Annotated in this window: 27 protein-coding genes; 13 read left to right on the forward strand and 14 right to left on the reverse strand. The window is 58.1% G+C overall.

Annotation, left to right across the window (positions count from 1 at the left end; translation table 11 throughout):
• Window positions 1–22: 22 nt before the first annotated feature.
• Entirely contained in the window at window positions 23–1,174 is a 1,152-nt protein-coding gene (gene yiaY / locus I6L47_RS21150; RefSeq protein ID WP_005337978.1) for an L-threonine dehydrogenase, read from the reverse strand.
• 382 nt (window positions 1,175–1,556) lie between these two features.
• Between yiaY and udp the strand changes: the two genes are divergently transcribed.
• Both udp and I6L47_RS21160 read left to right on the forward strand, forming a co-directional pair.
• Window positions 1,557–2,312 carry a uridine phosphorylase gene (udp, locus tag I6L47_RS21155; RefSeq protein WP_005337975.1) on the forward strand — a complete coding sequence of 252 codons (756 nt, stop codon included), beginning with the start codon at window positions 1,557–1,559 and terminating at the stop codon, window positions 2,310–2,312.
• Window positions 2,313–2,437: 125 nt separating this feature from the next.
• Window positions 2,438–3,400 (forward strand): IS1595 family transposase, encoded by a 963-nt coding sequence (locus tag I6L47_RS21160; RefSeq protein ID WP_216948297.1) that lies wholly within the window; start codon window positions 2,438–2,440, stop codon window positions 3,398–3,400.
• 92 nt (window positions 3,401–3,492) lie between these two features.
• Here I6L47_RS21160 and I6L47_RS21165 read toward each other — a convergent pair whose 3' ends face one another.
• Window positions 3,493–4,188 (reverse strand): RluA family pseudouridine synthase, encoded by a 696-nt coding sequence (locus I6L47_RS21165; RefSeq protein WP_216948298.1) that lies wholly within the window; start codon window positions 4,186–4,188, stop codon window positions 3,493–3,495.
• 255 nt (window positions 4,189–4,443) lie between these two features.
• Here I6L47_RS21165 and rihA point away from each other — a divergent pair, with 255 nt between their 5' ends.
• Window positions 4,444–5,379: a pyrimidine-specific ribonucleoside hydrolase RihA gene (gene rihA, locus I6L47_RS21170; RefSeq protein WP_216948299.1), complete on the forward strand. Its 936-nt coding sequence runs from the start codon at window positions 4,444–4,446 to the stop codon at window positions 5,377–5,379.
• 33 nt (window positions 5,380–5,412) lie between these two features.
• Window positions 5,413–5,880, forward strand: a complete 468-nt coding sequence (locus tag I6L47_RS21175; protein WP_005337958.1) for a hypothetical protein — start codon at window positions 5,413–5,415, stop codon at window positions 5,878–5,880.
• Between the two features lie 285 nt (window positions 5,881–6,165).
• Here the strand turns inward: I6L47_RS21175 and I6L47_RS21180 are convergent, their stop codons facing one another.
• The 3 genes from I6L47_RS21180 to I6L47_RS21190 all read right to left on the reverse strand — a co-directional run bounded on the left by I6L47_RS21180 (window position 6,166) and on the right by I6L47_RS21190 (window position 8,787).
• Window positions 6,166–6,462, reverse strand: a complete 297-nt coding sequence (locus I6L47_RS21180; RefSeq protein WP_005344341.1) for a helix-turn-helix domain-containing protein — start codon at window positions 6,460–6,462, stop codon at window positions 6,166–6,168.
• Window positions 6,459–6,989 carry a DUF1523 family protein gene (locus I6L47_RS21185; RefSeq protein WP_005350438.1) on the reverse strand — a complete coding sequence of 177 codons (531 nt, stop codon included), beginning with the start codon at window positions 6,987–6,989 and terminating at the stop codon, window positions 6,459–6,461. The genes I6L47_RS21180 and I6L47_RS21185 overlap by 4 nt, the downstream gene beginning before the upstream one ends.
• Before the next feature lie 175 nt (window positions 6,990–7,164).
• Entirely contained in the window at window positions 7,165–8,787 is a 1,623-nt protein-coding gene (locus I6L47_RS21190; RefSeq protein WP_216948300.1) for a methyl-accepting chemotaxis protein, read from the reverse strand.
• Between the two features lie 232 nt (window positions 8,788–9,019).
• Between I6L47_RS21190 and I6L47_RS21195 the strand changes: the two genes are divergently transcribed.
• Window positions 9,020–9,652, forward strand: coding sequence for a LysE family translocator (locus tag I6L47_RS21195; RefSeq protein WP_005344345.1), 633 nt, complete (start codon window positions 9,020–9,022; stop codon window positions 9,650–9,652).
• A 73-nt stretch (window positions 9,653–9,725) separates the two neighbouring features.
• Here I6L47_RS21195 and I6L47_RS21200 read toward each other — a convergent pair whose 3' ends face one another.
• The 7 genes from I6L47_RS21200 to I6L47_RS21230 form a co-directional block, all read right to left on the reverse strand.
• On the reverse strand, window positions 9,726–10,934 hold the full coding sequence (locus I6L47_RS21200) for a sodium:proton antiporter (RefSeq protein WP_088869754.1): 1,209 nt from the start codon (window positions 10,932–10,934) through the stop codon (window positions 9,726–9,728).
• Window positions 10,935–10,965: 31 nt separating this feature from the next.
• A complete protein-coding gene (locus tag I6L47_RS21205; protein WP_139740713.1) occupies window positions 10,966–12,069 on the reverse strand; it encodes a beta-N-acetylglucosaminidase domain-containing protein in 1,104 nt (367 codons plus the stop codon).
• A 43-nt stretch (window positions 12,070–12,112) separates the two neighbouring features.
• On the reverse strand, window positions 12,113–13,840 hold the full coding sequence (locus I6L47_RS21210) for a potassium/proton antiporter (protein ID WP_216948301.1): 1,728 nt from the start codon (window positions 13,838–13,840) through the stop codon (window positions 12,113–12,115).
• A gap of 279 nt (window positions 13,841–14,119) precedes the next feature.
• On the reverse strand, window positions 14,120–14,266 hold the full coding sequence (locus tag I6L47_RS21215; RefSeq protein ID WP_005337933.1) for a hypothetical protein: 147 nt from the start codon (window positions 14,264–14,266) through the stop codon (window positions 14,120–14,122).
• Window positions 14,263–14,952: a M15 family metallopeptidase gene (locus tag I6L47_RS21220; protein ID WP_216948302.1), complete on the reverse strand. Its 690-nt coding sequence runs from the start codon at window positions 14,950–14,952 to the stop codon at window positions 14,263–14,265. The genes I6L47_RS21215 and I6L47_RS21220 overlap by 4 nt, the downstream gene beginning before the upstream one ends.
• A complete protein-coding gene (dapE, locus tag I6L47_RS21225) occupies window positions 14,949–16,076 on the reverse strand; it encodes a succinyl-diaminopimelate desuccinylase (protein WP_216948303.1) in 1,128 nt (375 codons plus the stop codon). The genes I6L47_RS21220 and dapE overlap by 4 nt, the downstream gene beginning before the upstream one ends.
• Before the next feature lie 19 nt (window positions 16,077–16,095).
• Window positions 16,096–16,470 carry an ArsC family reductase gene (locus tag I6L47_RS21230; RefSeq protein ID WP_111901255.1) on the reverse strand — a complete coding sequence of 125 codons (375 nt, stop codon included), beginning with the start codon at window positions 16,468–16,470 and terminating at the stop codon, window positions 16,096–16,098.
• A 242-nt stretch (window positions 16,471–16,712) separates the two neighbouring features.
• Here I6L47_RS21230 and I6L47_RS21235 point away from each other — a divergent pair, with 242 nt between their 5' ends.
• From I6L47_RS21235 to I6L47_RS21260, 6 genes are all read left to right on the forward strand, one after another.
• Window positions 16,713–18,416: a recombinase family protein gene (locus I6L47_RS21235; protein ID WP_216948304.1), complete on the forward strand. Its 1,704-nt coding sequence runs from the start codon at window positions 16,713–16,715 to the stop codon at window positions 18,414–18,416.
• The gene (locus I6L47_RS21240) at window positions 18,413–19,372 is read left to right on the forward strand and encodes a hypothetical protein (RefSeq protein ID WP_216948305.1); all 960 of its coding nucleotides are present in this window, start codon (window positions 18,413–18,415) and stop codon (window positions 19,370–19,372) included. The genes I6L47_RS21235 and I6L47_RS21240 overlap by 4 nt, the downstream gene beginning before the upstream one ends.
• A 378-nt stretch (window positions 19,373–19,750) precedes the next feature.
• Window positions 19,751–19,888 carry a hypothetical protein gene (locus I6L47_RS21245; protein WP_010674054.1) on the forward strand — a complete coding sequence of 46 codons (138 nt, stop codon included), beginning with the start codon at window positions 19,751–19,753 and terminating at the stop codon, window positions 19,886–19,888.
• 112 nt (window positions 19,889–20,000) lie between these two features.
• Window positions 20,001–20,546, forward strand: coding sequence for a recombinase family protein (locus I6L47_RS21250; RefSeq protein WP_216948306.1), 546 nt, complete (start codon window positions 20,001–20,003; stop codon window positions 20,544–20,546).
• A 77-nt stretch (window positions 20,547–20,623) separates the two neighbouring features.
• Window positions 20,624–21,562: a hypothetical protein gene (locus I6L47_RS21255; RefSeq protein ID WP_134984411.1), complete on the forward strand. Its 939-nt coding sequence runs from the start codon at window positions 20,624–20,626 to the stop codon at window positions 21,560–21,562.
• Between the two features lie 3 nt (window positions 21,563–21,565).
• Complete coding sequence (locus I6L47_RS21260) at window positions 21,566–22,156, forward strand: hypothetical protein (RefSeq protein ID WP_179903533.1); 591 nt, start codon at window positions 21,566–21,568, stop codon at window positions 22,154–22,156.
• A 425-nt stretch (window positions 22,157–22,581) separates the two neighbouring features.
• Here the strand turns inward: I6L47_RS21260 and I6L47_RS21265 are convergent, their stop codons facing one another.
• The gene (locus I6L47_RS21265) at window positions 22,582–22,896 is read right to left on the reverse strand and encodes a hypothetical protein (protein WP_005337929.1); all 315 of its coding nucleotides are present in this window, start codon (window positions 22,894–22,896) and stop codon (window positions 22,582–22,584) included.
• A 285-nt stretch (window positions 22,897–23,181) separates the two neighbouring features.
• Here I6L47_RS21265 and dcuC point away from each other — a divergent pair, with 285 nt between their 5' ends.
• On the forward strand, window positions 23,182–24,558 hold the full coding sequence (dcuC, locus tag I6L47_RS21270) for a C4-dicarboxylate transporter DcuC (protein WP_128836092.1): 1,377 nt from the start codon (window positions 23,182–23,184) through the stop codon (window positions 24,556–24,558).
• A gap of 135 nt (window positions 24,559–24,693) precedes the next feature.
• Window positions 24,694–25,833 (forward strand): M20 family metallopeptidase, encoded by a 1,140-nt coding sequence (locus I6L47_RS21275; RefSeq protein WP_129504360.1) that lies wholly within the window; start codon window positions 24,694–24,696, stop codon window positions 25,831–25,833.
• Between the two features lie 140 nt (window positions 25,834–25,973).
• Here I6L47_RS21275 and I6L47_RS21280 read toward each other — a convergent pair whose 3' ends face one another.
• The gene (locus I6L47_RS21280; RefSeq protein ID WP_129504359.1) at window positions 25,974–26,630 is read right to left on the reverse strand and encodes an adenine nucleotide alpha hydrolase; all 657 of its coding nucleotides are present in this window, start codon (window positions 26,628–26,630) and stop codon (window positions 25,974–25,976) included.
• Between the last annotated feature and the right edge of the window lie 124 nt (window positions 26,631–26,754).

Genomic DNA, 26,754 nt, shown 5'->3' on the forward strand with positions numbered 1-26,754 from the left:
GCTATTCAAGGTGTTAACAGGGTCACATCGCCGCGCGGAAGATGGCGACGATCTCTTCGTGGCTTGCCTGTTTCGGGTTGGTGAAGCCGCAGGCATCTTTCAGGGCGTTGCTGGCCAGGGTATCGAAGTCATCGGCCTTGACGCCGAGCTGCTCCAGACCGGCCGGGATCTTCACATCCAGCGCCAGCTGCTTGATGGCGGCAATGGCCGCGGCGGCGCCCTGCTCGTCGTTCATGGCGCTCACGTCCACCCCCATGTAGCGGGCCACATCCTTCAGACGAGCCGCGCTCACCTGGGCGTTGAACGCCTGAACGTGGGGCAGCAGCACGGCGTTGCAGACACCGTGGGGCAGGTCATAGAAACCGCCCAGCTGGTGGGCCATGGCGTGCACATAGCCCAGGCTTGCGTTGTTGAAGGCCATGCCGGCCAGGAACTGGGCGTAGGCCATCTGCTCGCGGGCATGCAGGTCATCGCCATGGTGAACGGCGGTGCGCAGGTGCTTGGCAATCAGCTCGATGGCCATCACGGCGCTGGCATCGGTTACCGGGGTGGCGATGGTAGAGACATAGGCCTCGATGGCGTGGGTCAGGGCATCCATACCGGTGGCGGCGGTGAGACCAGCTGGCTTGGCCAGCATCAGCTCGGGATCGTTGACCGACATCAGCGGGGTAACATGCTTGTCGATGATGGCCATTTTCACATGGCGCGCTTCGTCGGTGATGATGCAGAAGCGGGTCATCTCGGAGGCGGTACCGGCGGTGGTGTTGATGGCGATAAGCGGCAACTGCGGCTTGGCGGAGCGATCCACCCCTTCGTAATCCTTGATGCTGCCACCGTTGGCGGCGACCAGCGCGATGCCCTTGGCGCAGTCGTGGGGCGAGCCGCCACCCAGCGAGATAACGCAGTCGCAGCCGTTGGCCTTGATCATCGCCAGACCCGCTTCGACGTTGCTGGTGGTGGGGTTGGGTTTGGTCTCATCGAAAACTGCGCTTTCAATGCCATGTTCAGCCAGCAGGGTGGTGAGCTTGGCGACCACGCCGATCTGGTTGAGGATTTTGTCGGTGACGATCAGCGCCTTGCGGTAGCCGTAACCCTTGATATCGGCGGCAGCCTCTTGCAGGCAGCCGGCACCCATCAGGTTGATAGCGGGAATATAGAACTTGAATGTAGCCATGATGGACTTCCTATAGTTAGCCATTAAGTGGTATTTGAGAGCTAGGCTACCATCTAGAAAGGGATACAAAAGCATCTTGTTTACAACTTTACGGGGTCGATCACGAGTCGTTAATTAAGCGCTGAACCAGGCTTGACTTTCCCGCATCTGACTCGATTTGCAGAAAAACGTTTGTCAATTATTTCATTGAGTTAGCAAACGTTTTGCGCAATGTTTATCACTGTCAATGCGTGGAAGTGTGAGGCGCTTCAAGGAATTGGAAAGCGCTTTCGACCATAGTTGGCGCCTCCCCGAAGAGGGGGGTAAAGGCTTGAAAGTATCATAAAGAATCATCTTAACTTGTGCCCTGACCATGCTGGCAGGGGGCAACCAGGAGTCCACTATGTCTGATGTATTTCACTTGGGTTTGAAGAAAGCGGATCTGCAAGGCGCCACCCTGGCGATCGTCCCCGGTGACCCCGAGCGCGTGAAGCGTATCGCAGAGCTGTTGGATAACCCGGTGCACCTGGCCAGCCATCGTGAATTCACTACCTGGCGCGGCGAGATGGACGGCAAGGCCGTGATCATCTGCTCTACCGGTATCGGTGGCCCGTCCACCTCCATCGCGGTAGAAGAGCTGGCCCAGCTGGGTATCCGCACCTTCCTGCGTATCGGCACCACCGGCGCCATCCAGCCGCACCTGAACGTGGGTGACGTGATCGTGACCACCGGTTCCGTGCGCCTCGACGGTGCCAGCCTGCACTTTGCACCGATGGAGTTCCCGGCTGTTGCCGACTTCGACTGCACCACAGCGCTGGTGAACACCGCCAAAGAGATGGGCTCCAAGCTGCACATCGGTGTGACTGCCTCCTCTGACACCTTCTACCCGGGTCAGGAGCGTTACGACACCGTATCCGGCCGTGTAGTGAGCCGTTTCCAGGGTTCCATGAAAGAGTGGCAAGCCATGGGCGTGCTGAACTATGAGATGGAGTCCGCAACCCTGCTGACCATGTGCTCCAGCCAGGGCCTGCGTGCCGGTATGGTGGCTGGCGTTATCGTCAACCGTACCCAGCAGGAAATCCCGAACGCCGAGACCATGGCGAAGACCGAATCTGATGCCATCAAGATCGTACTGGGCGCTGCCCGCAAGCTGATCTGATAGCACCACAAAGAGTGGGGGGTGGGGGCCGTTGCGAAAGCGCGGCCCCTATCTTTATGGCTCTGTCCCAATTACGTGTTGAAAGGCTAATCTTGAAGTAGGCCATCACCTTGAGGTCTACCATCATGGATACCCCAGCCTTTCAACACCTGTTGTCCCTTTTTCCCCAGTTAACCCTGCGCCAACGCCGTGTTGCTCAGCAGGAGCTCACTGCACCCCACACCATTACCTCGCTCAATACTCAGTTACCGGCATGCAGTGGCTGCCCCCATTGTCAGGCCAATGTTACCCAGCTGGCGCCTTGGGGATGGAGTCGGGGGCTGCGCCGCTACCGTTGCAAACTGTGTCTGCGCACCAGCACCGTTCTGACCAAGACGCCCTTGGCCAGATTGCGTAAAGCACAGTGCTGGGAAGACTACGCGCAAGCTCTCATCGAAGGACTGACTGTCCGCCAGGCCGCGCGGCGCTGTGGGGTCAGCAAAAACACCGCATTCCTCTGGCGTCACCGCTTCTTGCGCGCGATGGCAACCCATCAGGCCACCCGGGAAGAGGGCATCGTTGAGGTTGATGAGACCTTCTTCCTTGAATCGTTCAAGGGGCAGCGGGGACTGCCGCGTCCACCACGTCATCGCGGTGGTAAAGGTCGAACTCGTGGAACCGGGCCAGATTACATCCCGGTGATGGTGGTACAAGACCGTGCAGGCCACCATGCGGATTTCCAGTTGGAGAAAATAGATGCCGAGACGGTCATCGCGGTGTTGAAGCCGTTGGTGTCACCGGATGCGGTGCTGTGTAGCGATGGGGCGGGTGTGTATGCCTGTTTCAGCAAGGAACAGGGTATAACCCATCAGGTGGTGCGCAATCGTCAAGGCGAACGGGTAGTCGGTGCGTATCACATCCAGCATGTGAACGGATATCACCATCGGTTGAAAGAGTGGATGGAGCGGTTCCATGGCGTGGCGACGCACTACCTGAAGAACTACTTGGGTTGGCGCCGGATGCTGGAGCGTTACGGAAAAGGCGTAAATATCAAAACATGTTTGCATGAGGCGCTGGGGCGCCCCATGCAACACGTAATTGGGACATAGCCATCTTTATCCGCCATTTACCGCCTTTCCTCTCCCGTCACCCCTTTCACTGATCCCGTCGCCCTCGCACTTGTTGTTCCTAGCCATTGCCTCTAAAACGACGCTGGACTGCGTACTTGCATTGGCTCGCCGCTCACCGGATGAGCAAAATCCAGCTCGCTGGCATGCAGCATCAGCCGCGGTGCCTGTTCGCAGCCGGGCGGCAGCAGGCCACCATACAGATCGCAACCGAGGATGGGGTGGCCCAGCAGCTGGCTGTGGATGCGCAGCTGATGGGTGCGGCCGGTCTCCGGCACCAGCCGCACCCGGGTTAAAGGCACGGTTTGTCCCTGCATCTGCTGCGCTAGCCGCTCAACCACCTGATAGCGGGAGCGGGCGGGTTTGCCGCTGGCGGCGCAGATCTTCATCAGCGGAAAGAGGGCCGGATCCTTGGCGATGGGGGCGTCGATAACCCCTTCGTCGTCAATCAGATGACCGCACAGTAGGGCGCTGTAGGCTTTGCTCACCGCCCGCTGGCTGAACTGCTGGCAGAGCAGGGCATTGATGGCCTTGTTTCTGGCCACCACCATGATGCCTGAGGTGCCAAAATCGAGGCGATGCACCAGGGTGCAGCCGGGGTAATCCTGCACCAAGCGATAGTGAACCGAGTCGAGGTTCTGCGGGTTCTTGCCCGACAGACTCAGCAGGCCGCTCGGCTTGTTGATGAGCAGCAGGTGTTCATCCTCGAACAGGATCTCGATGGTGCCCTTGCAGGGTGGGGCGATAAAGGTGTCGACAATAACGGACATAAGGTGCACGGGCAGAAAACGGGGGGCGATCATACCCGAACCGGCGCGGCTGGGCGAATGGGCGGTGCGCAGCCTCGGAAAATGAATGGGATGACGCCATGCAACCTTTTGATAATGAGCCGCGTTGAGCGGGGCGGTGTGCCGTGCAAACCGCCCAGGTCAGCAACAAGGCCCCGTTTTGTGACCCCCTCCCGAGTTCATCCGAGGCTTGCTTGTTAAGGTATGGCTCCCTGTTATGTTGTAAGGACTCATCCCATGGCACTGCCCGTTATTCTCGATTGTGATCCCGGCCACGACGACGCCATCGCCCTCATTCTGGCGCTGGCCAGCCCTGAACTTGACGTGCTGGCGGTCACCACCAGCGCGGGCAACCAGACGCCGGACAAGACCCTCAACAATACCCTGCGCATTCTCACCCTGCTGGGACGTGACGATATTCCGGTGGCGGCGGGGGCACCGAAACCGCTGGCCCGCGAGTTGATTATCGCCGACAACGTCCATGGCGAATCGGGCCTCGATGGCCCCAAGTTGCCGGATCCCGCCTTTGCACCGCAGAGGATGACGGGGATCGAGCTGATGGCCAAATGTCTGCGCGAGAGCCCGGAGCCCGTGACTCTGGTGCCGACCGGCCCGCTGACCAATATCGCCCTGCTGCTGGCAGCACACCCCGAGCTCAAACCCAAGATTGCCCGCATCGTATTGATGGGGGGCGCCGCAGGGGCTGGCAACTGGACGCCGGCGGCGGAATTCAATATTTATGTCGATCCGGAAGCGGCCGATATGGTGTTCAAGTCGGGCATCCCCATCATCATGTGTGGCCTCGATGTGACCCATGAGGCGCAGGTGATGGACGAGGATATCGAGCGAGTGCGCGCCATCACCAATCCGGTGGCCCAGTGCGTGGCCGGGCTGCTCGACTTTTTCATGATCTACCATCGGGATCCCAAGTGGGGATTTGCTGGCGCGCCGCTCCACGACCCCTGTACCATTGCCTGGTTGCTGGCTCCCGAGTTGTTCCACGGGGTCGAGTGCCGGGTCGATATCGAGACCCGGGGGGAGCATACCGTGGGGATGACGGTGGTGGATCGTTATGGTCTGACCGGCAAGCCAGCCAATGCGCTGGTATTGTTGGGGCTGGATCGTCCGGGCTTTATCGATCTGCTGGTGACGCGGCTGCGGGCCTTTGACTGAGCGCCGGTTCATTTTTGCAAGAAGGGGCGGGGAATGTGGAAGAGAGGCTTGGTGCTGCTGGCCGGGTTGCAACTGACAGGCTGTGCGACGCCATTCGAGCGGATGTGGCAGGGGCTGGCGACCTGTGAATTTACCGATCTCTATGTGGATGAGACGGGCAGGCCCGCCAATCTACAACTGGCCAACTACACCCCCTACAAGGTGAGCGACGGCTTTGCCTGGTACAAGGTGCACGAGGAGCTGCACGGCTTGCCGGTGGTCGGCTTTATCGTGCCCGCTTCCAGCTTCGAAGTGCATGCTCTCTTTGTCGATACTCCCATCGCCAATGCCCGCCGGTTGACCCACAACGCCTACGGCAGCGAGTTTGGTGACGAGCAGAAGCATGACGAGGGGTTGGCGCCCCTGCTGCTGCGGGACCCCAACAACCCCAAGCGCTCCATCATCGACTGCACCCGTGGCGAGTCTGACGGGGAGCTTGAGGATTCGGCCATGCCCGAGTAGGGCGCCTGTCATGCCATCGGCCTGAAAAAAGAGGGGCCAGCCTTGCCGGCTGGCCCCTCTTTTCTATTGTTGCTCAGTGCCCTGATCAGGGATAGCTCAGCGTCTCCTTGATAAGCGGCAGTTGAGCCTTGATCCATGCCGGATTGCAATAGGTTCCCCAGTCGCAGGCCTGACTCGACATCATTTCAGGGATAGCTCAGCGTCTCCTTGATAAGCGGCAGTTGAGCCTTGCTCCATGCCGGATTGCAATAGGTTCCCCAGTCGCAGGCCTGACTCGACATCATTTCAGGGATAGCTCAACGTCTCTTTGATAAGCGGCAGTTGAGCCTTGATCCATGCAGGGTTGATGGGGCCCCAGTCGCTGATGCGGTAGTGCCCCTGCAGATGGCGAGCCCCCTCGGTCTGCTCGAAGGCGCAGCTGATATCGAGTTCGGCCAGCGCGCTCAGGGTATCTTGCGCGGTGCGGCGCGGCATGCCGGTTGCCTCCATGATGGCAGGTACCGTGTCCGTGCCCTGGCTGATCAGCCAGGCCACGTAGAGCCGCCGGTAGAAGCTGGTGCGGGTCTTGCTCGGCTCGCTCATAGCTCGTCCTCGAGACGATCGAAGTAGCGCCAGGTCGCAATGGCGGCCTTGCCCATCACCAGTGCCCAGAGGCCGAACCAGAACCAGCGGAAGAAGCTCCAGGTGGAGGCGTCAGGTTCCGTGCTCTCAATCTTGGTGACGTTGGGGAACATGGAGAACATGTTCACGCGCCAGCCGTAGGAGGTAATGATAGCCAGGCGTTTCTCGAACTCCATCGACTTGGCCTTGGCCTGGACGTCTGCGGCGTTGAACTTGAAGTAGAAGGGCCAGCCCCACTCGGTATCTTCATTGCGAAACACCCGGATCTTCTCGCCGGGGCGTTCGGTGTAGATGTAATAGACGTCGGTGGTGGGGCCGTCAGCCGGGTTCTTCTGGCTGATGGGGCCATCCTTGTCGGTGCGCTTCACCTCGACCCCGGTGATGGTGGCGATGGTGTGCTCCGGCAGGTAGTAGTCGAGCCAGGCGGCGGAAATGAGGGCGATGAGCCCCAGGGCGATAAAAGCGGGTTTCTTGAATCTCAGGCTCATGGTGTGCTCACGTGAGGGGGAGTAACGTGCCTCTACCATACCGATATTTGACAGGGCAGCCCAGCCCCTTATGGCACCAACGGCCAAAAAATGGCGTTTAAAACAGAGACAAAGCCATTGTTCCATCAACAAGAAAGGCCCTTGTGGGCCTTTTTGTCTGGTTCACTTTATGCGCTTACAGCTGGAATTGAGCCAGCTGTTTGCGTTGCTGCTCGGCGAGTTGCGAGAGCTCGTTGCTGGCACTGGCGCTCTGGCTGATGCCGGCGGAGCTCTGACTCACGATCTCGTGAATATTGGTGATGTTGCGGTTGATGTCGGCGGTAACGCAGGACTGCTCCTCGGCGGCGGTGGCGACCTGGGCGTTGGCGTCGTTGATCTGGCGCACTGCACCGGTAATGCCGCTTAGCAGATCCTGCACCTGAGCGGACAAGCGCTGGTTATGGCTGAGGATCTCCAAAGTCTCCTGTACGCCGTTGTTGGCGGATTGGGACTGGCTCTGCAGCCGCTCGATGATGGCCTGGATCTCCTTGGTGGAGTCCTGGGTACGGGCTGCCAGCATTCTCACTTCGTCGGCCACCACCGCAAAACCACGACCCGTTTCACCGGCACGGGCCGCTTCGATGGCGGCATTGAGCGCCAGCAGGTTGGTCTGCTCGGAGATCCCCTGGATCACTTCAATTACCTTGCCGATCTGCTCGGACTGGGATTTGAGCTGGGCCACGATGGCTGCGGCATCTTCCAGACTGCCCGCCATCCGGCTGTTGGCGGCGATGCTTTCGGTAAAGAGGGCGAGCCCCTGTTCGACCCGGCCATTGGCATCGCGCGCCAGCTCATCGGCGACGGCGGCGTTGTGGTTGACGTTGTCAGCGGTGCTGGAGAGTTCGGTCACGGCGGAGGCGACCAGTTCGATCTCGCTGTGCTGCTGCTTTGCATTGGCCTCGGACTGGGTCATCACGGCGGCCAGCTCGGTGGCGGCGGAGGCGACGCTGTTGCTGATCCCGGTCAGGTTCTCGATGGTGCTACCAAGTTGCCCCAGAGTGAGGTTGATATCTTTGGCCAGACGGGTCAGCTCGTTGTTGCCCTCCGCTTTGGCACGCACGTTGAAGCGTCCTTGCGCCACGGCGTGCATCACCTCTTGTAGCTGACTGATGGGGCTGACGATGCGCCCGGAGAGGACCCAGCCACAGATCAGCGCCGCCAGCAGGGTACCGGCGGTGAGCAGCAGGGTACGCAGCAGGGTGGCGTCGTAGTGGGCCTGCTCTTCGGCCAGCTCTTGCTGGATCAGCTGGTTGATGTGGGCGGACATGCTGTCTATCTGCTTGATCAGCTGTTCACCCAGCTCGCGGAAATGGAGGCGAGCCGCCTCGTAGGCGACCGGATCGCCGCCACCCTGATGTTTTTGCGCCAGCAGCGGCAGCATGTTGCTGCGGGTATGGCTGAGGTAGGCCTGCAGGGCGGCAGCGACCTGACGGTTATCCTGCTCGGCACCGGGGAGCACCAGACGGCCGAGGATGGCGTTGATCTCCTGCTCGGCGCTGTTGAGGTTTGCGGGCAGTGCGGCAAACAGCTTGGCATCGTAGAGGCCATAGATGGCGCTGGTGCGTAGCCGGTAGGTGGCGTGGATCAGTTTGGCAATATCGTCCTTGTGCTGGACCACGCTCTGGGTCGTCTCATCTATGTCATTGATGGCTTCATCCAGACCCTGTTTGCTGATGGCGATCATCACCATCATCAGCAGGCTGGCCAGCAGCAAAGGTATCAAGACCTGGACACGTATTGATAGATTATTCAATGACATAAATGGCTCTAATCCGGAATTGGAGGAGCCGACATCTTACACATGCACGTCAGGAGCTGTCACAGGCTTTTATTGCTGAAATGTGCTGAAGAAAAGGTTTTTTCTTGTGAGAAAGGAGCCATTTAGGCATGATTGAGCGCTTTATCCCCTGAATATGTGGTACAACTGGCTGGGTTGTGTCAATCCTGTCCCGTTTTCGTGATTTCCCGCTCTCGTCATATGGAGGTGTGTTGTGTCCAGCTGGATCGATCCGGCCATTCTGGCTCTGTTTATCCCGACCTTTTTCTTTGTTTCGGTGACCCCCGGCATGTGCATGACCCTGTCGATGACCCTGGGGATGAGCCTGGGGGTGCGCCGTACCCTGCACATGATGTGGGGGGAGCTGATCGGGGTCGGGCTGGTCTCGGTGCTCTCGGTGATCGGGGTGGCAGCCATCATGCTCAACTATCCGGGGATCTTCGCCGCCTTCAAATATGTGGGGGGCGCCTATCTGGTGTGGCTTGGTATCCAGATGTGGCAGGCCAAGGGGAAGATGGCCATTCCGGCGGATCTCTCGGCCGGTCAACAGACCAGCGCCATGGGGCTGGCGCTGCAGGGCTTTGTCACCGCCATCGCCAACCCCAAGGGGTGGGCCTTCATGATCTCCCTGCTGCCCCCCTTTATCTCTGCCGACAAGCCGATGGCGCCGCAGATCAGCGCGCTGGTGGCGCTGATCCTGGTCATCGAGTTCTCCTGCCTGTTGCTCTACGCCAGCGGCGGCCGCACCCTGCGCCACTTCCTCGCCAAGAGCGGCAACGTCACCCTGATGAACCGCATCGCCGGTACCCTGATGCTGGGGGTGGGAGTCTGGCTGGCGCTCGGGTAAGAGCTGTCAGTGACTCTCGCCACAAAAGAAAAATGCCACCGGTCGGTGGCATTTTTAATGGGCGCAGGGTGGCTCAGCGAGGCTTGAAACGCTCGACCCAGGGGTTGGCGGTGAGGCCGTGCAGGATGACGCTCAATATGATGGTGCAGAGCACGGTGGCGATGATGGGACGCTGGCCAATCAGGGCAGGCTCGTTTTGCAGCACCATCACCGCAAAGACGATACTGGCAAGGCCCCGCGGGCCGAACCAGCCGATAAAGAGCTTGAGCTCCGGCTTGAGGCCGGTACCGATGAGGCTCAGCCAAACCGGAACCATCCGCAGCAGGGTGAGGCTGGCAATGGCATAGAGCCAGTATTGCCAGTGCAGCAGCTCCGGCAGAATGGGCATCAGGGTCGCGCCAAACACCATCCAGATCACCACGGAGAGCAGGTCGCCGTAGCCTTCGCAGCTGTCCATATAGGCGTGCTTGTGCTCGCCGAGGCGGTGGCCGATAAAGAGGCCGCCGACAAAGGCGGCGATAAAGCCGCTCCCCCCGAGAGTCTGTGCCAGCGCAAAGCAGAGCAGGGCCAGCCCCGGCATGGTGAGCTGGCGCCAGAGCGGCAGTTGCCAGCCGTTGAGATAGGAGATTTTCAGTAGCCGGATGGTGAGGCTGGTCAGCACAAAGGCGACCAGCAGGCCAATGCCAATCTCCTCTAGCATCAGGGTGATAGCCAGAGTGGCGGTGCCTGCGTGCTGCTCGGTGGGGGCGATAAGGGCCAGCAGCAAAAGCAGCACAGGTACGCAGATGCCGTCGTTGAGGCCGCTCTCCTGATTGAGCCCTTCACGCACCGGTGCCGGCACCGCGGGGTTGCTGACCACCGCCTTGCCGAGCGCCGCATCGGTGGGGGCAAGAATAGTGGAGAGGATGGCCATCTCCAGCAGTGGCAAGTCGGGGAAGATCCAGTGGCCAAACAGGGCGCCACAGAGCAGGGTGAGGGGCAGGCCAATCAGCAGCAGCCGGATGGGGAGCTGGCGGTTGGCCAGCAATACCTGCCAGTTGGTGTTGGCGGCATCGTTGAACAGCACGATGACCAGCGTCAGCTCGGCCAGCAGCTTGATGCCGGCGCTGTCGATAGAGAGGGAGAGCAGCTCAAGCCCTCCCGGCCCCAGCAACCAGCCGGTCAGCAGAAAGAGCAGGGGGCCGTTGACCAGTTTTGACTCGAAGCGCCCCGCGATCAGGCTGTAGATCAGCAAGAAGGCGGCGATCACCGCCAGATTCTGGTAAAGCAGGTGTGCATCCATACAACCTCCTTTCTGCCCCCGCAGGGGCGGTTTAATCGGTCAGGCAGTCGGGATCGAACACATACTCCCCATCCAGCCAGCGCACGATTTCGTCGACGCAGGATTGGTCACGAAACGGCAGATAGCGCGCCTTGAGGGCGGCAATCTGCTCGGGGGTGAGCTGTGCCAGCCCCAGATCCTGAAACAGCGGCAGGTCGGCCTCGATCATCGCCGAGATCTGCGGGCCGCAGGTGGCGTTGAGGGCGGCATGCAGCGCCTTGTCGGGGTCGTACTGCTTGCCGAGTCGGTAGCTCATCGGCAGGGTAGCGAGGGGCAGGGCCGACAGCGCCGCCTGTTTCATCGGGTTGACCGCATGGCCAGAGACCAGCTCTGCCAGCTCGGCGGGGCGGTTCTCGAAGGCGCGCAGGTGCAGGTAGCTGCTCGCCTTGCTGCCATCGTTAACCGGGTAGTTGTCCCACAGGAAGGGCTTGCGGCCGAGCAGTTCGGTCACCTGCTTGAGGTGACTGGCTGGATATTCGCTGGAGCAGACCTTGGGGCCGGTCCAGAAGATCTCGAAACGGCGATCGAGCTGCTCGCCAAGCTCCTCCAGATAGCGCGGTGGCATGGCGCCGAACACCTTCTCCAGTACCGGATCGGTCGAGTAGTAGCTGGGGCAGAAGATAAGGCGGCTTGCCTTGCTGTGGGCCGCGATGTCGTGGGCGATGGTGAGCTGGTGACGGGCCAGATCCGGGGTATCCCCTTTCATGTCGTCAAACAGCACCGCCAGAATATCGGGCTGCAGCATCTCGTCGATGAGGCGCACTTTCTCAAGCAGCGCCGAGCGTTTGCGATCGTAGTCGTGATGCGCCCCCATGGGGCTCAAGCCCACCCCGAAGGCGAGCCCGTTGGCGCGGCACTGGCGCGCCAGCTCGGCGAGATCGGCCAGCTGCTGCTCGGGCCAGGGGAGGGCCCAGTGCTTGCGCAGATAGCCATCCTCTTTCGGTGCATAGATATAGAAGCCGTAGCCGTGGCGTGGCAGCCACTGGGCGTAGCGGGCGCGGGCCTGCCAGCTCCATCCCTTGCCAAAAAAGCCTTCAATGACCCCCAGATTGGCAGCGGGGGGCAGGGGGCCGGACAGCAAACTTTGATATGGCATAACACTCTCCCTTCTTGCTGGGGACTTGATACGGGACGGTCGGTCAGACCGGATCCTCTTCCTGAAAGCGCACCCCGATCTTGCTCGGCACGCTCTCGTCCATTTCGGCCACGGTCCAGATCAGGCCCTGCCATTCGATGTTGTCACCGACTACCAGATTATCGCCCAACTGGCTGGCAATAAAATCGCCCAGTGTCTGATCCGCCACCTCGCTCACATCCAGCCCGTAGAGAGGGGCGAGATCCACCAGCCGCGCGGCTGCTTCCAGCAGGAAGTCACCGAAGAAGCGGGGGCCGAGATCTTGCTCCGGCGCCTGACTGAACAGCTTACCGAGGGCGGGGAGGTCACGTTCGTGACCGATCACGCAGAGGATGTCATCGGCCTGCAGACAGGTACTGCCCGAGGGGTGGAGCAGCTCGCGGCCGCGAAAAAGGGCGCAGATCCGGGTGCCGGTGGGCATCTGCAGATCCCGCAGTGGCGAGCCGATGCACCACTTCTCCTCCCCCAGCTGGTAGACGAAGGTCTCCCACTGGCTGTCGAGATCGATCTCGAGCCCGGAGCGGTTGATGGGGGACGGCGGTGCCGGTACCTCCACCCGCGCCAGTTTTGAGGCCAGCGGCAGCGAGCTGCCCTGCAAAATCAGCGAGACCAGCACCACGAAGAAGGCGACATTGAAGTAGAGCTGGGCGTTGGGCAGCCCCGCCATCATGGGGAACACCGCCAGAATGATGGGCACTGCGCCGCGCAGGCCGACCCAGGAGATAAACCAGCGCTCGCGGGGGGCGAAGTTCTTGAACGGCAGCAGCCCGATCCAGACCGACACCGGGCGGGCAAACAGGATCATCCACATCGCCAGCGCCAGCGCGGGCAGGGCGATGGGCAGCAGCTTGTGGGGGGAGGCGAGCAGACCCAGCACCAGAAACATGCCGATTTGGCTGAGCCAGGTCAGACCGTCCAGCACCGACAATGTGGTGCTGCGGCTGCGCAGGGCGAGGTTACCGAGCAACAAACCAGTGAGGTAGATGGCGAGGATGCCGCTGCCACCGACCGCCGTGGTGAGGGCGAAGATCAGCAGACCGCCGCTGACGGTGAGCAGCGGATAGAGTCCCGGCGCCAGGCGGGCGGTGTTGATAAGGCGCCACAGCAGCCAGCCGCCGCCAAGGCCAATCCCGGCGCCAAGGCCAAACTGCTTGACCAGTTGCAGCAGCAGGAAGCCCCCATCCAGCCCTTGCTGGGCGGTGGCGAGCACCTCGATCAGGGTGACGGTGAGAAACACTGCCATGGGGTCGTTGCTGCCTGACTCTATCTCCAGAGTGGCGCTCACCCGCTCGTTGAGACTGCGTCCGCCAAGCAGGGAGAAGACCGCCGCCGCATCGGTGGAGCCGACGATGGCGCCGATCAGCATCCCCTGCATCAGGTTGAGATCAAACAACCAGGCAGCGGCGAGACCCGTCAGGCCGGTGGTGATGGCCACCCCGACCGTCGCCAGCGACAAGGCAGGCCAGAGTGCCACCCGAAACGAGGAGACCCGGGTGCGCATGCCGCCGTCGAGCAGAATGATGGCAAGCGCCAGGTTGCCCACCAGATAGGCGATGGAGTAGTCAGCGAAGTGGATGCCACCTGGGCCATCCTCACCGGCCAGCATGCCGACGGCGAGGAAGATAACCAGAATGGGAATACCGAGGCGGGAAGAGAGGGCGCTCAACAGTACGCTGGCTCCCACCAACAGGGCAGCGACAAAAAAGAAACTGTTGATGGTAGCGGCATCCAAGGGCGAACTCCTTCCTGGTAATGTGCAAAGTAGGCACATTATATGCAGTTAGGCCCCCTTTGTGTGGCTTATTTGTGCATCAATTTGCACTTTCTTACATTTTTCATCCCTTTTTCAGCATGGCCGCGCCATATTCTGACAGTGACGGGGTTAACGAAAGTGGAGTCAAAGGAGCGTCGATTTCAGGATGCGCAGGGAGGAGAGGGCGGGGAAAAGCGAAACGGCACAGCAGAGGGAGAGGGGAGCACAAGGGCGCTCCCCACGGGATGGGGGCGGGATTCAGTCGTCCTCGTCATCCTTCACTTCGCGGATCTTGTCCTTGTAGTTGGGCAACTGCTTCTCCAGCCGTTTCATGTCTTTGATGGCATTGAGAAACAGCCCGAGCAGGAACAGCAGCGGCAACCCTATCCACAGCCAGAGATTCATGGGATTTTCCTTTCGTCAGGACAGGTGGTGACATAACGGGCCAAAATTTCATCAAGGTTGGCCAATATGGTCGACTTGCCTTCAATATCCGCCTGTTGCAGACAAAGTGCCAGTGCCGCGGGATCGAGCCGCTGCTCATCGGACTCCAGCGAAAAGCTGATATGCCAGGGCTCGTAGGCGACCCCGCTCTCTGCCCCGACCGGCTTGGCATAAGGGAGGAAGAAGCCGAAGTCGCTCATATGGTCGCTGAGCCACTCGCTGAGATCTGCAAACCAGCCCTCGGCTTCATACTCCCAGGGCTCCAGTGCCAGTTTGGCATCGGCGGGCAGGCAGTCCGGGTCGTAGATATCGAGATCGGTCCCCCAGTGGTGACGGCTGGTGCCGGGCAGGGCACTCCAGCGCAGGATGGCGTGCAGCCGCTCCACCTCGCTTAGTTGCAGGGCATCGATGGGTTGGCTGTTGGCATCGAGCAGTGGCCGTTCGCCGCACCACTTGCCATTCCAGATGGCGAGCTGGCGCTCGAAGCTGCGCCAGCTGGAGGCCGCCTGCAGGTTGAACCCCTCATAGGCGGCCGCCACCTGCATGTCATTGAAGGCCGCCGCGGTGGCGGCGGTCAGACGATGGGGGCCGCGCCCCACCACAATAAGGTGACTCTCGTCGAGCCCCAGCAGTTGTTCCTGCGTCATGCCAGCAATCTCTCGAGCACCCCTTGGTACATGTCCGCCAGCAGATCCAGATCGTCCGCCTTCACGCACTCGTTCACCTTGTGAATAGTGGCGTTGACGGGGCCAAGCTCAATCACCTCGGCGCCGGTGGGGGCGATAAAGCGCCCGTCGGAGGTGCCGCCGGTGGTGAGCAGGGCCGGTCGCTGACCGTTCACCGCCTCGATAGCCGCCACGGCCGCATCGAGCAACGCGCCGGTGTCGGTGAGGAACGGCTGGCCGGAGAGGGTCCAGCTCAGCTGATAATCGAGGCCGTGTTTATCCAGCAGCGCCTCGACCCGCTCGCGGATATCCAGGTCGGTCAGTTCGGTGCTGAAGCGGAAGTTGAACTGGACGTGCAGTTCACCGGGAATGACGTTGGAGGCACCGGTGCCGGCATGAATGTTGGCTATCTGGAAGCTGGTGGGGGGGAAGTAGGCATTGCCCTCATCCCACACGGTGGCAGCGAGTTCCGCCAGCGCTGGCGCGGCTTTGTGGATGGGGTTGTCCGCCAGATGGGGATAGGCCACATGGCCCTGCACCCCGCGCACCAGCAGATCGCCGGTGATGGAGCCGCGGCGGCCGTTCTTCACCACATCACCGACCACGGCGGTGGAGGAGGGCTCGCCGACGATGCACCAGCGGATCTTCTCGTTGCGGGCCTCCAGGGTGTCGATCACCCGGGTGGTGCCATTGATAAAGGGCCCCTCTTCATCGGAGGTGATGAGAAAGGCGATGGACCCGGTGTGATCCGGATGCTCGGCCACGAAGCGCTCGACCGCCACCACCATGGAAGCCAGCGAGCCCTTCATATCGGCGGCACCGCGGCCATAGAGCAAGCCATCCTTGATGGTCGGCTCGAACGGCGGGGTGTGCCATTTGTCCAGCGGCCCGGCGGGCACCACGTCGGTGTGACCGGCGAAGCAGAACAGCGGCCCCTCGCTGCCACGACGGGCCCAGAGGTTGGTGGTGTCCTCAAACACCATGGGCTCGATAACGAATCCGATCCTGGCGAGGCGCTCCGCCATCAGGGTCTGGCACCCTTCATCGAGGGGGGTAACGGAGGGGCGGCGGATCAGATCCTTGGCCAGTGCGATGACATCCGACATCAGTTGTCCTTAGTTGTCCTTAACGGGAGAAGAGGGATTGGTAGTGATCAGCCTTGAAACCCAGGGTCAGTTCGCCGTCACGGTCCAGCAGCGGGCGCTTGATCATGGCCGGATGTTCCAGCAGCAGGGCGCGCGCCTTGGCGGTGTCGAGCCCCTGTTTGGCCTCATCCGGCAGGGCGCGGAAGGTGGTACCGCGACTGTTGAGCAGTGCTTCCCAGCCGAGTTTTGCCAGCCAGCTGTCCAGATCGTCCGGGTTCAGACCATCGGCGCGGTGGTCGTGAAAGCGGTAGTCGATACCGGCCTCATCCAGCCACTTGCGGGCTTTCTTGATGGTGTCACAGTTTTTGGGGGAAATGCCGTAGAGAACGACTTTGCATTCGGTCTTGTTTTCCATGGGGTTCACCGTGTTCCGTTTGATGGGCTGTAGCATACAGACGATCTGCACGTATGAAAACGAGGCTGCCTTGGGTTAGCCACCACGGTGGATGGTGTGCATTGGCGGACACGAGAGTGATTCGGTAAAAAAAATTCACATTGATATTGTTAGAAGTGCCGAGATCCTGATAGGCTTATCTCATCTTGTCTTTCTGCCTTGTTCGTCAGTTCTTGAATGTGGGCCAATGTAAAGGTGTTGCCATGAGCCGTTCCCCAAAAGCCTATTCCTACATTCGATTCAGTACCCCAAAACAGGCACAAGGGGACAGCTACCGACGTCAGTTGGAGCTTGCTACGGAATACTGCCAAAAGCATCAACTACAACTTAGTGATAAAGCACTTGAGGATTTTGGGGTGAGTGCCTACAGGGGGAGCAATCGAACTAATGGAGCTCTGGGGCGTTTCATTGATGCAGTGAAGGATGGGAAGATTAAGGAAGGATCTTACCTGTTGGTCGAATCGGTTGATCGCCTAAGTAGGCAAGCAATTGAGGACGCGTTACGCCAATTCCTAGAGATGATTGGTTTGGGAATTGTGATTGTAACCCTTATTGATGGGCGAGTTTATAAAAGTGGGGCTGTGGACATAACATCGCTACTTGTTTCAATCGTTAGTATGGCACGAGCCAATGACGAGTCTAAAACAAAAAGTAAAAGGAGTAGTGAGGCTTGGGAGAATGGTCGCAAGCACGCTAGAGAGAATAACCAAGTGATGAAAAACTCTCGCTTACCTTCATGGCTGAAATTAGAGGAGGGCAAGATTATTGCTATCCCTGAACGAGTCAAAGTCGTGAACGAGATGTTTGAGCTGGCAAAGTCCGGCTGTGGCTACGAGCAAATAGCCAAGATCTTTCTGGAGAAGGGCTATAAGACTTTTGGAAAAAAAGCTGACTGGCGTCCCGCAGGCATTCAGGCGGTTATCAAGAGTGAATCTGTGATCGGAGTGTTTCATCCACATCAAATAAAGGATGGTAAGCGGATTCCGGAGGGAGACCCTATTTGGGGATATTATCCGGCGATAGTCGAACCTATGTTATTCAATGAAGTGAAGCATCTTATCAACCAGAGAAATAATCATAGTGGTTCTTATCGGAAAGGCACTTATAACAACCTCTTTAGCGGTATACTGCGTTGCCAGTGTGGAGAATCGTTACGCTACCAAAATAAAGGGCGAGCAGGGAGCCCTCGTAACTATCTTGTTTGTCCTAAGCAGAATATTACAGGGTGTAATCTGCCAAACATGCTCTATGACAAAGTTGAGCCTCAGTTATTACAAGCAGTTAGTATCCTATCAGAAGTAATGCAAAGACGGGTGGGGGAGAATGAGAAGTTTTTATCTCTTCAAGAACAGTTAGCAACATTGAGGACTCAATTAGATGTTGAGAGTAGAAAGAAAGATAAAGCTGCTCAATCCATATTAGATTTTGACGATGATGCTACTTTTCGAAACGCATTTGTAAAGAGCAAAGCTAGCTGCAAAGTCTTAGAAGAAAAAATACGCGAACTTGAAAACGAGCTCATGAGTCTTGAGTTGTCAGAAAAAACAATTCTCAATCTACTGAAACCAGAGGAACTGATCAGCACGGAGCAACGTCAACTATTTAATAGCCAATTAAAAGCAGTGCTGAAAGAGATCAAATTTAGCTACGATGGTTATGATCTAGCCGCAGTATTCAAGGGGTTAGATGATCAATTCATGCTAGAGCAAGCTTTCAAACCCAAGCTGGCAGGCAGTAGCGTTAGAGATCTCTGCGGGGAGGAGTTGTTAAGGACAACCTCGGAAGCTCCCTACATTGATGCTGCGTGGGTGAAGGGGGAGATTGAGGAATACGCTCTCCACCGGAAAGATGTGTCAAGCGGTCTGGATGATGAGTTCGAGGATTTGAGTTTACAAGAGTCAAAGTGAAGGCATTGCAAGGGGAGTTTGGCGTGGTAGGTATCTTTGTTGGGCACCATTCACAGGGGATCATCGACCCAAGAGCATTGCTGTCACAGATACCTGGCTTCAATGGGCGTTACAGTCAGTACGTCAGGCGGGCAATCGCCAACCTCCGGCAGGTGCAGGGGCTTGACCTGCCGGAGATTCCCGAACCCGGTAATGGATTGGGGACGTGGACTCCCTTACAAGCCTTGGCTGTGTTGACCTATGGCCCCAGCTTTCACCTGAACGCAGTGTTGATAGCGGAAATCGAGCGGTTGACCGGACAATCATTACCACGAGAGGAAGGTCAGAGCCGCTATGAGGCAGCATTTTACACAGAGTACCTAGTGTCGCTGCGTGCTTATTTTGAAGAACAGCAGCCGGGTTTGCGAATCGAAGTGATCCCGCAATTCTCTTGCGGCCCTTACCGAATAGATTTCCGAGTCGATTTGCAGTGGTTCGACCCAGACGGAAAGTATTTTGACAAACCGATCCGGCAGGAGGTGTACTTGCTGGAGTTTGATGAAGCCTATCATCTGGAGCCAGCGAACCGCCAAGCAGACCACCAGCGTGATGCCTACATCGAGCAGCAGACGGGCCTCAGACCGCTCAGGATACGGCACGAGGAACAAGAGCTGTGGGCCACCATCTGTCGTGCTCAGGGACGCATCCTAAGCGTGGAGGAGTACCTGCAAGGGCTGTTGATGGCTATGGCAGAGCCGGGCGATGGCCGACATCTTGATATAACGCGAGATTCTGCCCAGAGTGCTTATACCTGCGATCCAGCCGGGTATCTACGATATCCAGCTCAGCCGGGACGAGACCTTAAAGCGATTGCAGAGCGGCTTGACTGGCGGTTGAGTCAGAGGCATAGCGGTAATCTGGCATATCACCGTCTGACCCCGCCGCGAGTGACTGCCAATCGACACATTTCGGGGTGATGTGTCTGGTCGATTTGAGTCTCATCGACACATCCGACAGCGTGTTCATGGGCTTTTCGGCGGTATGTGTCTGGTGTTCCAGCTGTTCCAGCCCGATATATATACCCGTTTAGTTACTCTGACTCTTATCTATTTACTGCACCGAGGGGGGAGCTTACCAGCCACCCAAAGGAGAGATTTCGAGAAGATTGCAACGATCTTGCCCGGTTGATTGCCCGGCAAAAACAATCCCAAACCCCACCAGCACAAGGAAAACGAGCAGGCAACATTCAGACCAAACGCCGGTATAAGCCAGATGAGACCAACACCATAGGAGAATCCCATGGAATACATCACATCTGGCCCCTTGTCGGGAGCCATCCAGCAAGGAGCAGGCGTATGAATGAGCAGCAAGGAAACCCGTTACTGAAAGCGTTGGAGGCGGCACTGCTGGCAGCCTTGGGCGTCCTCATTAAGGAAGCCGTCAACTCGATGCAGACACCGCCGCCTCCGCCGAAGGAGCCGGACGCTCAATAGACCATGCCCGTGTGACAGACCGGAAGCCCCCCGGCAACCCCTGTCACACGGGTTGGTTTTCGAGTTTTGACACGTTTTTCTTGCAGGGTCTTGAGCCTATTGGGAGGCCATCATGGCAATCATCGGGTATGCCCGTGTCTCGACCACGGGGCAATCGCTGGAGCAGCAACTGACAGCTCTGGCGGGGTGCGAAAAAGTCTTTAACGAGAAGGTCAGCGGTAGCAAGACGGATAGGCCGCAACTACAGGCAATGCTCGAATTCGTCCGCTCTGGAGACGTGCTAAAAGTGACAAAACTGGATCGACTCGCTCGAAACACCCGTCACTTGCTGGAGGTCACAGACCAGCTACACGCCAAAGGGGTAACATTGCAGATCCAAAATCTGGGCATCGACACGGCGACACCAACGGGCAAGTTGATGCTGACCATGATCGGAGCCATCGCCACGTTCGAGCGGGAAATAATGCTGGAGCGTCAGGCGGAAGGGATCGCCTTGGCGAAGGCAAAAGGGGTCTACAAGGGCCGGAAGCCGACAGCTATGGAGAAGCGTGATGAAGTGCTGTATTTGGTTTCACAAGGACAACCAAAAGCTGCGATAGCTAGACGTTTAGGGATTAGCGGTTCAAGTGTGCATCGTATCGTTAAGGGCTCCATGTAGCCCTTATAGTTTGCTTTCCATAGCTTTTACATGGATATACACTTGCCCAACCATTAACTTTTTGGAACGGATACAGAATGCTGCTTGATGACTATAGTCGCTATGTGATTGATTGTGAGCTAGAAATGGGGCGGATTCCCAAAGATGCTCCAGATATGCCCCTGAGAAAATGCTTGCCATTTTTCATCAAGCTGATTGATAGCGGTAAAGCTGTATACCCGTTTAACAATGAAAAATCAGTCTTACGCATCATTAGTTATGATGTATCTGATCCGAATGCTCTTACGCTGCTTTTCCAGTTGTCTGATAGCGGTGTTTCCGACCCTGCGTTTGCAAAACTTGCTACTGGTGAATCACGAGTAGTGAAAAAAGGTGATGGTGAGGGAGTGGCAGCAACGGCACATCTCGTAATTGCTCTTGATCCAATAAATGCTTCATTTTCAGACATTTACGCCGCTGTTTTTGAGGAGGTCCCCGGAGTCACGAAGACGCTGATCGGTGCCTGTATGACATCTTTCATGGCGGATGCTGTATCACTTGAGTTTGAACGAGTTAACGGTAGTAAACGCTCTACGGTTAAATGTCGACCTAGCATTTCATTGCAGCCATTAGCAGGCCAAAGTATTTCTGATTGCTTAAAAGATGGCTGGCTGTTGGGGTTCACTGTAGTGCAAAAGTCAAAGAATGCTGTTTTGGATGATGATGGAGACTTGAGGGTCGAAGAAACTCGGCTGATGATCAAAACGCCAAAAACTCGTGCAGAAAAAGCAATGGCATTAGTGAGAAAAACAGTAGGTCATTTTCAAAATACCGAGTACACAGGGCTACGTTTGATGTACGAGGATGGTGATAAACGGAGAAAAGGAATTCAATTGGATGCGAGACGAGATGATTACCTTGCATCTAGCTTTGTGAGGACAGAGCATGTTGTTCTGTCAGAACAAATTCTGCATTGCCAAGACTCAATTCATCCAGATCTTAATCATAAGATGTTGAAAATACTTAAGAAAAGGTGATTTATGTTTGTCGTGGATAAGCTCTTAAAGCCGCTGCACTATGTGTTGATATCGAGCACCGAGAAAAGGTGGTTCGATTTTGGCTTACCGCTGATTTTTGCCGCGATGAGCATTCTGGTGATTTACGTTTTTCTGCCACAACCGATTTCATTTATCGGAAAAGACAGCATCATTTCTCTATCAAATGGGATTTTGCAGATATTATCTGGTTTTTACATTGCTTCAATGGCTGCTGTGGCAACCTTTAACCGTGAGGGCATGGATGATCTCATGGAAGGGTCTGATAGACCCAAATTGCGTGGTTTAGCTCTGAGCAGACGCAGTTTCCTGAGTTACCTATTTGGTTATCTTGCATTCATGAGCATTGCAATGTACTTCGCTGGTGGCTTGGTACAGTTAGCGTCAGGAACAATACATAGCTTCTGCATAGAGTATCCTTTTTGGAAAATGGTTCTAGCGACACTCTATCTCTTAACTCTTTGGAATATATTGTTCACGACGGTTTTAGGAATGCACTTCCTGATTGATAGGATTCATCGTTCGAAACCCGAGATGATTATTGGAGATGGTCAGAAAGACGATGAGAAACAGTAGCTTTTGAGTCTTTAGCCCGAGCCTAGCTTGGGCTTTTTTGTATCACCAGCTCGGTACTTTCAACAATAATATCTGCAGTTCTTGATGCCATAGAGGGTGATGGCCATGGGGAGTCCTTCTCTTGTGGGCGCTGGCCGTGGCCGTGCCCGAAAATCCGAATCAACAGAGTGCAAGGGCCCGATTCTGGCATTGTGGCAATCCCATGGCAACGCCGATGGTCTGGCTCGCGGGTTTTACCGGAACTGGTCACACCTGAACGGCGATTTTGAGCACAAGGTCAGAAGCAGTGGGGCTGGCGTGCCCGATGGGGTTGGGTATTGCGGGAGAAGATCGACTATTGCAGGAGAAAAAGAGAAGGGGGCAAACGCCAGATAGCCAAAACGCGCCAGCGGGCGCGTTTTGGTCGGCATCATCAAGCACCTCAATCAGTGCAGGGTGGTCCACTCATGGTCAAAGACCCGGGCCCGTTCCCAGGGTGCATCAGGCAGGCTGGAAGAGAGGCCAGTGTATTTGCCCACGTCGTCCACCACGATGGCGGAGAGGATCGGCAGGTTGTTTTCGGTGCAGTACATGCGGATGCGTTGCAGCAGGGTGCGCAGTTCATCCTGGCACTGCTCCAGCCCGGCCTGCTTGGCCAGTTTGGAGTAACGAATGGTAGTGCGTTCCTTTGCAGACTCGACGAGGATGTCCCACAGCTTGTAGTCGCAGGTCGAAGCACCTGCGGTGGCTTGGCTTGTCATAACTCTCTCCGGCGCGAAATGGTCGCTATATGTCGAAGCGCATCTTCGCCAGTTCGGCGCCGTCATATGTTGATCCAACGCAAAAAAGAGGGGAGTCGCGTCACACAATTCCCGGATATAGGGTGATAAAGGTTTTTCGGCAGTTGAAATAACGAAAAATTGTTACATGGCCGACATATTATGCTAATGAATCACGGTGACGGCACCTTTATTGATAGGGATCAAAGGCAAACAGTGGTCAGATCACTAGATTTCGCTCTTCGATAAATTTATCAGGAGTGAATATTGGAACTTTTATTCGTCTTGCTCGTTCTGGTCGCCGTGGTCTACGGCATCATCAAGGATTACAACCCGCAGGCGGTGCTGGCGCTGGCGGGCATGGCCATTTTTGCGGTGGCCTACTGGCTGGGGCTGCACCCCATTCTCCCCGCTGACAAGAGCACCGGTTTCGCCCTGTTCGACCTGTTCGAAGTGTTCAAGGGGATCTTCTCCTACCGCGCGGCGGGACTTGGCCTCACCATCATGGCGGTGGCGGGTTTTGCCACCTACATGTCCCATATCGGGGCCTCCCAGGCGCTGGTGCGGGTGGCGGTCAAACCGGTGGCAGGCATCCAGTCCAGCTACCTGATGCTCTCCATCTGTTATCTGGTGGCGGTCTTTGTCTCCCTGTTCGTTACCTCCGCCACCGGCCTTGGCCTGCTGTTGATGGTCACCATGTATCCGGTGATGCGCAACCTCGGCATCAGCCCGGCCTCCGCCTGTGGCGTCATCGCCACCTCACAGGCGTTTGAAATTGGCCCAACCCAGACCAACGCCATCTTCTCTGCCGGTCAATCCGGTATGGATCCGACCAGCTATTTCGTCGACTACCAGATCTGGCTGGTGGCCCCCATGCTGCTGGTGACCATGGTGCTGCACTTCTTCTGGCAGCGTCACTGCGATCGCAAGGATGGCTGGGATCCTGCGCTCCATCGCGGCGATCACGCCGAGCTGGACGAGCAGGGCACCGAGAGCGTGCAGGCGCCTACCTGGTATGCCCTGCTGCCGATCATCCCCTTCGTGCTGATGATGACCTTCTCCAAGCTGCTGGTGAGCGACATCAAGATGAGCGTGGAGGTGGCCATGCTGCTGTCGGTCTTTATCGGCATGCTGTGCGAGCTGCTGCGTAGCCGCTCGGTGCGTACCGCATTTGCCGGGCTGTCGAGCTTCCTCGATGGTATGGGCAAGGTGTTTGGCCCCGTGGTGGCGCTCATCGTCTGTGCCGAGCTGTTTGCCGAATCCCTCAAGGCCATCGGCGCCATCGATACCTTGCTGCACTCTGCCAGCAATGCCGGTATCGGCAGCGGTCTGATGACCCTGGTGATGGTGGCGCTGATCATGGTGGCGGCGGTCATCATGGGCTCCGGCAACGCGGCGTTCCTCAGCTTCTCGACCCTGGCACCGGCGGTGGCGGCCAAGTTCGGCGTACCTGCGGTGACCATGCTGCTGCCGATGCAGCTCGCTTCCAGTATCGGCCGCACCGTCTCCCCCATCGCTGCGGTACTGATCGCCTGTGCGGGGATTGCCAAGGTATCGCCCTTTACCGTGGTCAAGCGCACCAGCGTGCCGATGGCGGGGGCGCTGCTGACGGCGTTGACCCTCAACTATCTGCTGTTCATGTAGTGATGTGGGTTATGTAAGTGGTGTTTGGAATTTACCGGTCGGGCGGGTGGCATGGCTGCCCGCCTTTTTCTCACTGTGTCGCATTGTTGCAATAGACGATCGGCCATCAACGCTGATTGTTGCATGGAGAAGATAATGACAGTTGTAAAGAGCCCGTTTTCCCTTGATAGCTATCTGGCCGATCTGGCTCCGCTCATCAACCTCGATTGCGGTACTCGCACCCCGGCCGGGGTAGCGAAAGTGGCCGACATCATGACCGAGAAATATGAGGCCATCGGCTGGCAGGTGACCCGCCACCAGTTCGCTGCCGAGTGCGGCCCCTGCCTCGAGATCACCAATGCGCCGGGTGCCGATCACTACGACGTGATGCTGTGCGGCCACATGGATACCGTCTTCCCCGAGGGGACGGCGGCCAAGCGCCCGCTGAAAATCGAAGGCAATCAAGCCTTTGGTCCCGGCGTCTCGGACATGAAGAGTGGCCTGCTCTCTATCTGGTATGCCCTCAAAGAGATGGATCCGGCATTGCTTGCCAAGCTCAAGGTGCTGGTCTGCTACAACTGCGACGAAGAGATTGGCTCCCCCTGGTCGAAAGATTGGCTGGTGGAGAAGGCCAAACAGAGCGGCTGCGTGCTGGTGGCCGAGGCTGCTCGCCCGAGCGGAGATCTCATCAGCGCCCGCAAGGGCAATGCCAAGTACCGCATCACCTTCCACGGCAAGGCGTCCCACGCCGGTTCGGCCCTGACCGAAGGGGTCTCTGCCATTACAGAACTCGCTCATTGGGTGCTGGCCATCAACGAGCAGGTCAACATGACCACGGGCACCACCATGAACGTTGGCGTGGTACAGGGCGGCACCGGTGTCAACGTGGTGCCGGACTTTGCCGAGGCGATCGTGGATTTGCGCTTCTGGAGCAACGAAGAGGCCGCAGCGGTGCACGACCGGCTCACCTTTATGGCCAACAACCCCTTCCTCGCCGGTTGTCGGGTCGAGGTGGATCGCCAGACCTTCAAGCCGGCGATGCGCCCGAGCGGTGACACAGAGGTGCTTATGGCGCTGGTAGAGGTGGCAGCCAAAGAGGAGGGGATCCCCTTCAACTGGCTGGAGGCCGGTGGCGGCTCGGATGCCAACTTCACCGCCGCCGCAGGGGTGCCGTCGCTGGATGGCTTCGGCCCCATGGGGGGCGGTTTCCACTCGGAGGCGGAGTTCCTGCTGCTGGAGAGCATCGAGCCGCGCATCCGCCTGCTGCAGCGGGTGCTGGGCAAGCTGGTGAAATAAGCCGGTTTATCCCTTGTTCGGGTCGTCATGGCCCGCTCAAAACTGGTCCGCTCAAATCCAAACGGGAGGCTGTAGCCTCCCGTTTTTTTTCTCGATTTTTCGCGTGTCCCTGAACGAGCGTGCCAGATCGCCTGAGGCCGTTACCCCTGTGGCTCGGCCAGATAGGCCAGATGATCCTGGCGCGCCACCTGCCAGCCATCGAGGCGCAGCGGGGCGGCAAAGCCCGGGCCGTCGGTCACCATGGTGTGGTACTCCCCTTGCTCGCCGCAGGCATCGAAGCCCTCGCGCTCGGCCAGTTGTTGTAGCTCGCAGAGGGTGGCGGCATCAAGGGGGCGCCCAGTCCACTCGGGGGCCAGTACCCGGGTATCGACGCAGGAGAGGTGGGCGATGATGCCGCGTGCCAGCATATCCGCCAGCAAGGCTTGGCGAGATTGCTGCCAGAGCGGGGTATGGACGGTGAGACCCAGCGGCTGGCAGCGTTCGCGGATCCAGTTAGACGCACCGCCCACGCTGTCGATATCGCCGGTCACCACGCCATCGAGTTGCCACTCCTCCTTGAGCCGCGCCAGTGCCCGCTCATAACCGAGATCGAACGGCGCTTCTATGGTGACCAGCAAATGGGGCAGCCCGAGGGCTTCCGCCTGACGGCGCACCAGCGGCAAGGGGTGAGCCAGAAATCGGGGCTCTGGCGGCGCAAAGGTGGCCAGTGCCACCACCTGATGGCCCGCTTGGCGGGCATGACAGAGGGCCAGCATGGCATCTTTGCCACCGCTCCAGAGCAGGATGACGCGAGACATGGATGAGATTCCAGTGGTGAACGAAGGGGCATGCTACCCAGCGGCGGGGGCAGAGGTAAAGGCATAGTGTCCGGAAATGGCGGCGGGGAAGTGGTTGAGGTAACGGAGCGGGGAAAAAAGCAGG

Origin of the sequence: Aeromonas sp. FDAARGOS 1417 (genome assembly GCF_019046985.1) — a bacterium.
Taxonomy (GTDB): domain Bacteria; phylum Pseudomonadota; class Gammaproteobacteria; order Enterobacterales; family Aeromonadaceae; genus Aeromonas; species Aeromonas veronii.

Bases quoted from the DNA above. Each gene is read 5' to 3' on its own strand.
- yiaY (WP_005337978.1), bottom strand. From the start codon at position 1,174: ATGGCTACATTCAAGTTCTATATTCCCGCTATCAACCTGATGGGTGCC.
- udp (WP_005337975.1), top strand. From the start codon at position 1,557: ATGTCTGATGTATTTCACTTGGGTTTGAAGAAAGCGGATCTGCAAGGC.
- I6L47_RS21160 (WP_216948297.1), top strand. From the start codon at position 2,438: ATGGATACCCCAGCCTTTCAACACCTGTTGTCCCTTTTTCCCCAGTTA.
- I6L47_RS21165 (WP_216948298.1), bottom strand. From the start codon at position 4,188: ATGTCCGTTATTGTCGACACCTTTATCGCCCCACCCTGCAAGGGCACC.
- rihA (WP_216948299.1), top strand. From the start codon at position 4,444: ATGGCACTGCCCGTTATTCTCGATTGTGATCCCGGCCACGACGACGCC.
- I6L47_RS21175 (WP_005337958.1), top strand. From the start codon at position 5,413: ATGTGGAAGAGAGGCTTGGTGCTGCTGGCCGGGTTGCAACTGACAGGC.
- I6L47_RS21180 (WP_005344341.1), bottom strand. From the start codon at position 6,462: ATGAGCGAGCCGAGCAAGACCCGCACCAGCTTCTACCGGCGGCTCTAC.
- I6L47_RS21185 (WP_005350438.1), bottom strand. From the start codon at position 6,989: ATGAGCCTGAGATTCAAGAAACCCGCTTTTATCGCCCTGGGGCTCATC.
- I6L47_RS21190 (WP_216948300.1), bottom strand. From the start codon at position 8,787: ATGTCATTGAATAATCTATCAATACGTGTCCAGGTCTTGATACCTTTG.
- I6L47_RS21200 (WP_088869754.1), bottom strand. From the start codon at position 10,934: ATGGATGCACACCTGCTTTACCAGAATCTGGCGGTGATCGCCGCCTTC.
- I6L47_RS21205 (WP_139740713.1), bottom strand. From the start codon at position 12,069: ATGCCATATCAAAGTTTGCTGTCCGGCCCCCTGCCCCCCGCTGCCAAT.
- I6L47_RS21215 (WP_005337933.1), bottom strand. From the start codon at position 14,266: ATGAATCTCTGGCTGTGGATAGGGTTGCCGCTGCTGTTCCTGCTCGGG.
- I6L47_RS21220 (WP_216948302.1), bottom strand. From the start codon at position 14,952: ATGACGCAGGAACAACTGCTGGGGCTCGACGAGAGTCACCTTATTGTG.
- dapE (WP_216948303.1), bottom strand. From the start codon at position 16,076: ATGTCGGATGTCATCGCACTGGCCAAGGATCTGATCCGCCGCCCCTCC.
- I6L47_RS21230 (WP_111901255.1), bottom strand. From the start codon at position 16,470: ATGGAAAACAAGACCGAATGCAAAGTCGTTCTCTACGGCATTTCCCCC.
- I6L47_RS21235 (WP_216948304.1), top strand. From the start codon at position 16,713: ATGAGCCGTTCCCCAAAAGCCTATTCCTACATTCGATTCAGTACCCCA.
- I6L47_RS21245 (WP_010674054.1), top strand. From the start codon at position 19,751: ATGAATGAGCAGCAAGGAAACCCGTTACTGAAAGCGTTGGAGGCGGCA.
- I6L47_RS21250 (WP_216948306.1), top strand. From the start codon at position 20,001: ATGGCAATCATCGGGTATGCCCGTGTCTCGACCACGGGGCAATCGCTG.
- I6L47_RS21255 (WP_134984411.1), top strand. From the start codon at position 20,624: ATGCTGCTTGATGACTATAGTCGCTATGTGATTGATTGTGAGCTAGAA.
- I6L47_RS21260 (WP_179903533.1), top strand. From the start codon at position 21,566: ATGTTTGTCGTGGATAAGCTCTTAAAGCCGCTGCACTATGTGTTGATA.
- I6L47_RS21265 (WP_005337929.1), bottom strand. From the start codon at position 22,896: ATGACAAGCCAAGCCACCGCAGGTGCTTCGACCTGCGACTACAAGCTG.
- I6L47_RS21275 (WP_129504360.1), top strand. From the start codon at position 24,694: ATGACAGTTGTAAAGAGCCCGTTTTCCCTTGATAGCTATCTGGCCGAT.
- I6L47_RS21280 (WP_129504359.1), bottom strand. From the start codon at position 26,630: ATGTCTCGCGTCATCCTGCTCTGGAGCGGTGGCAAAGATGCCATGCTG.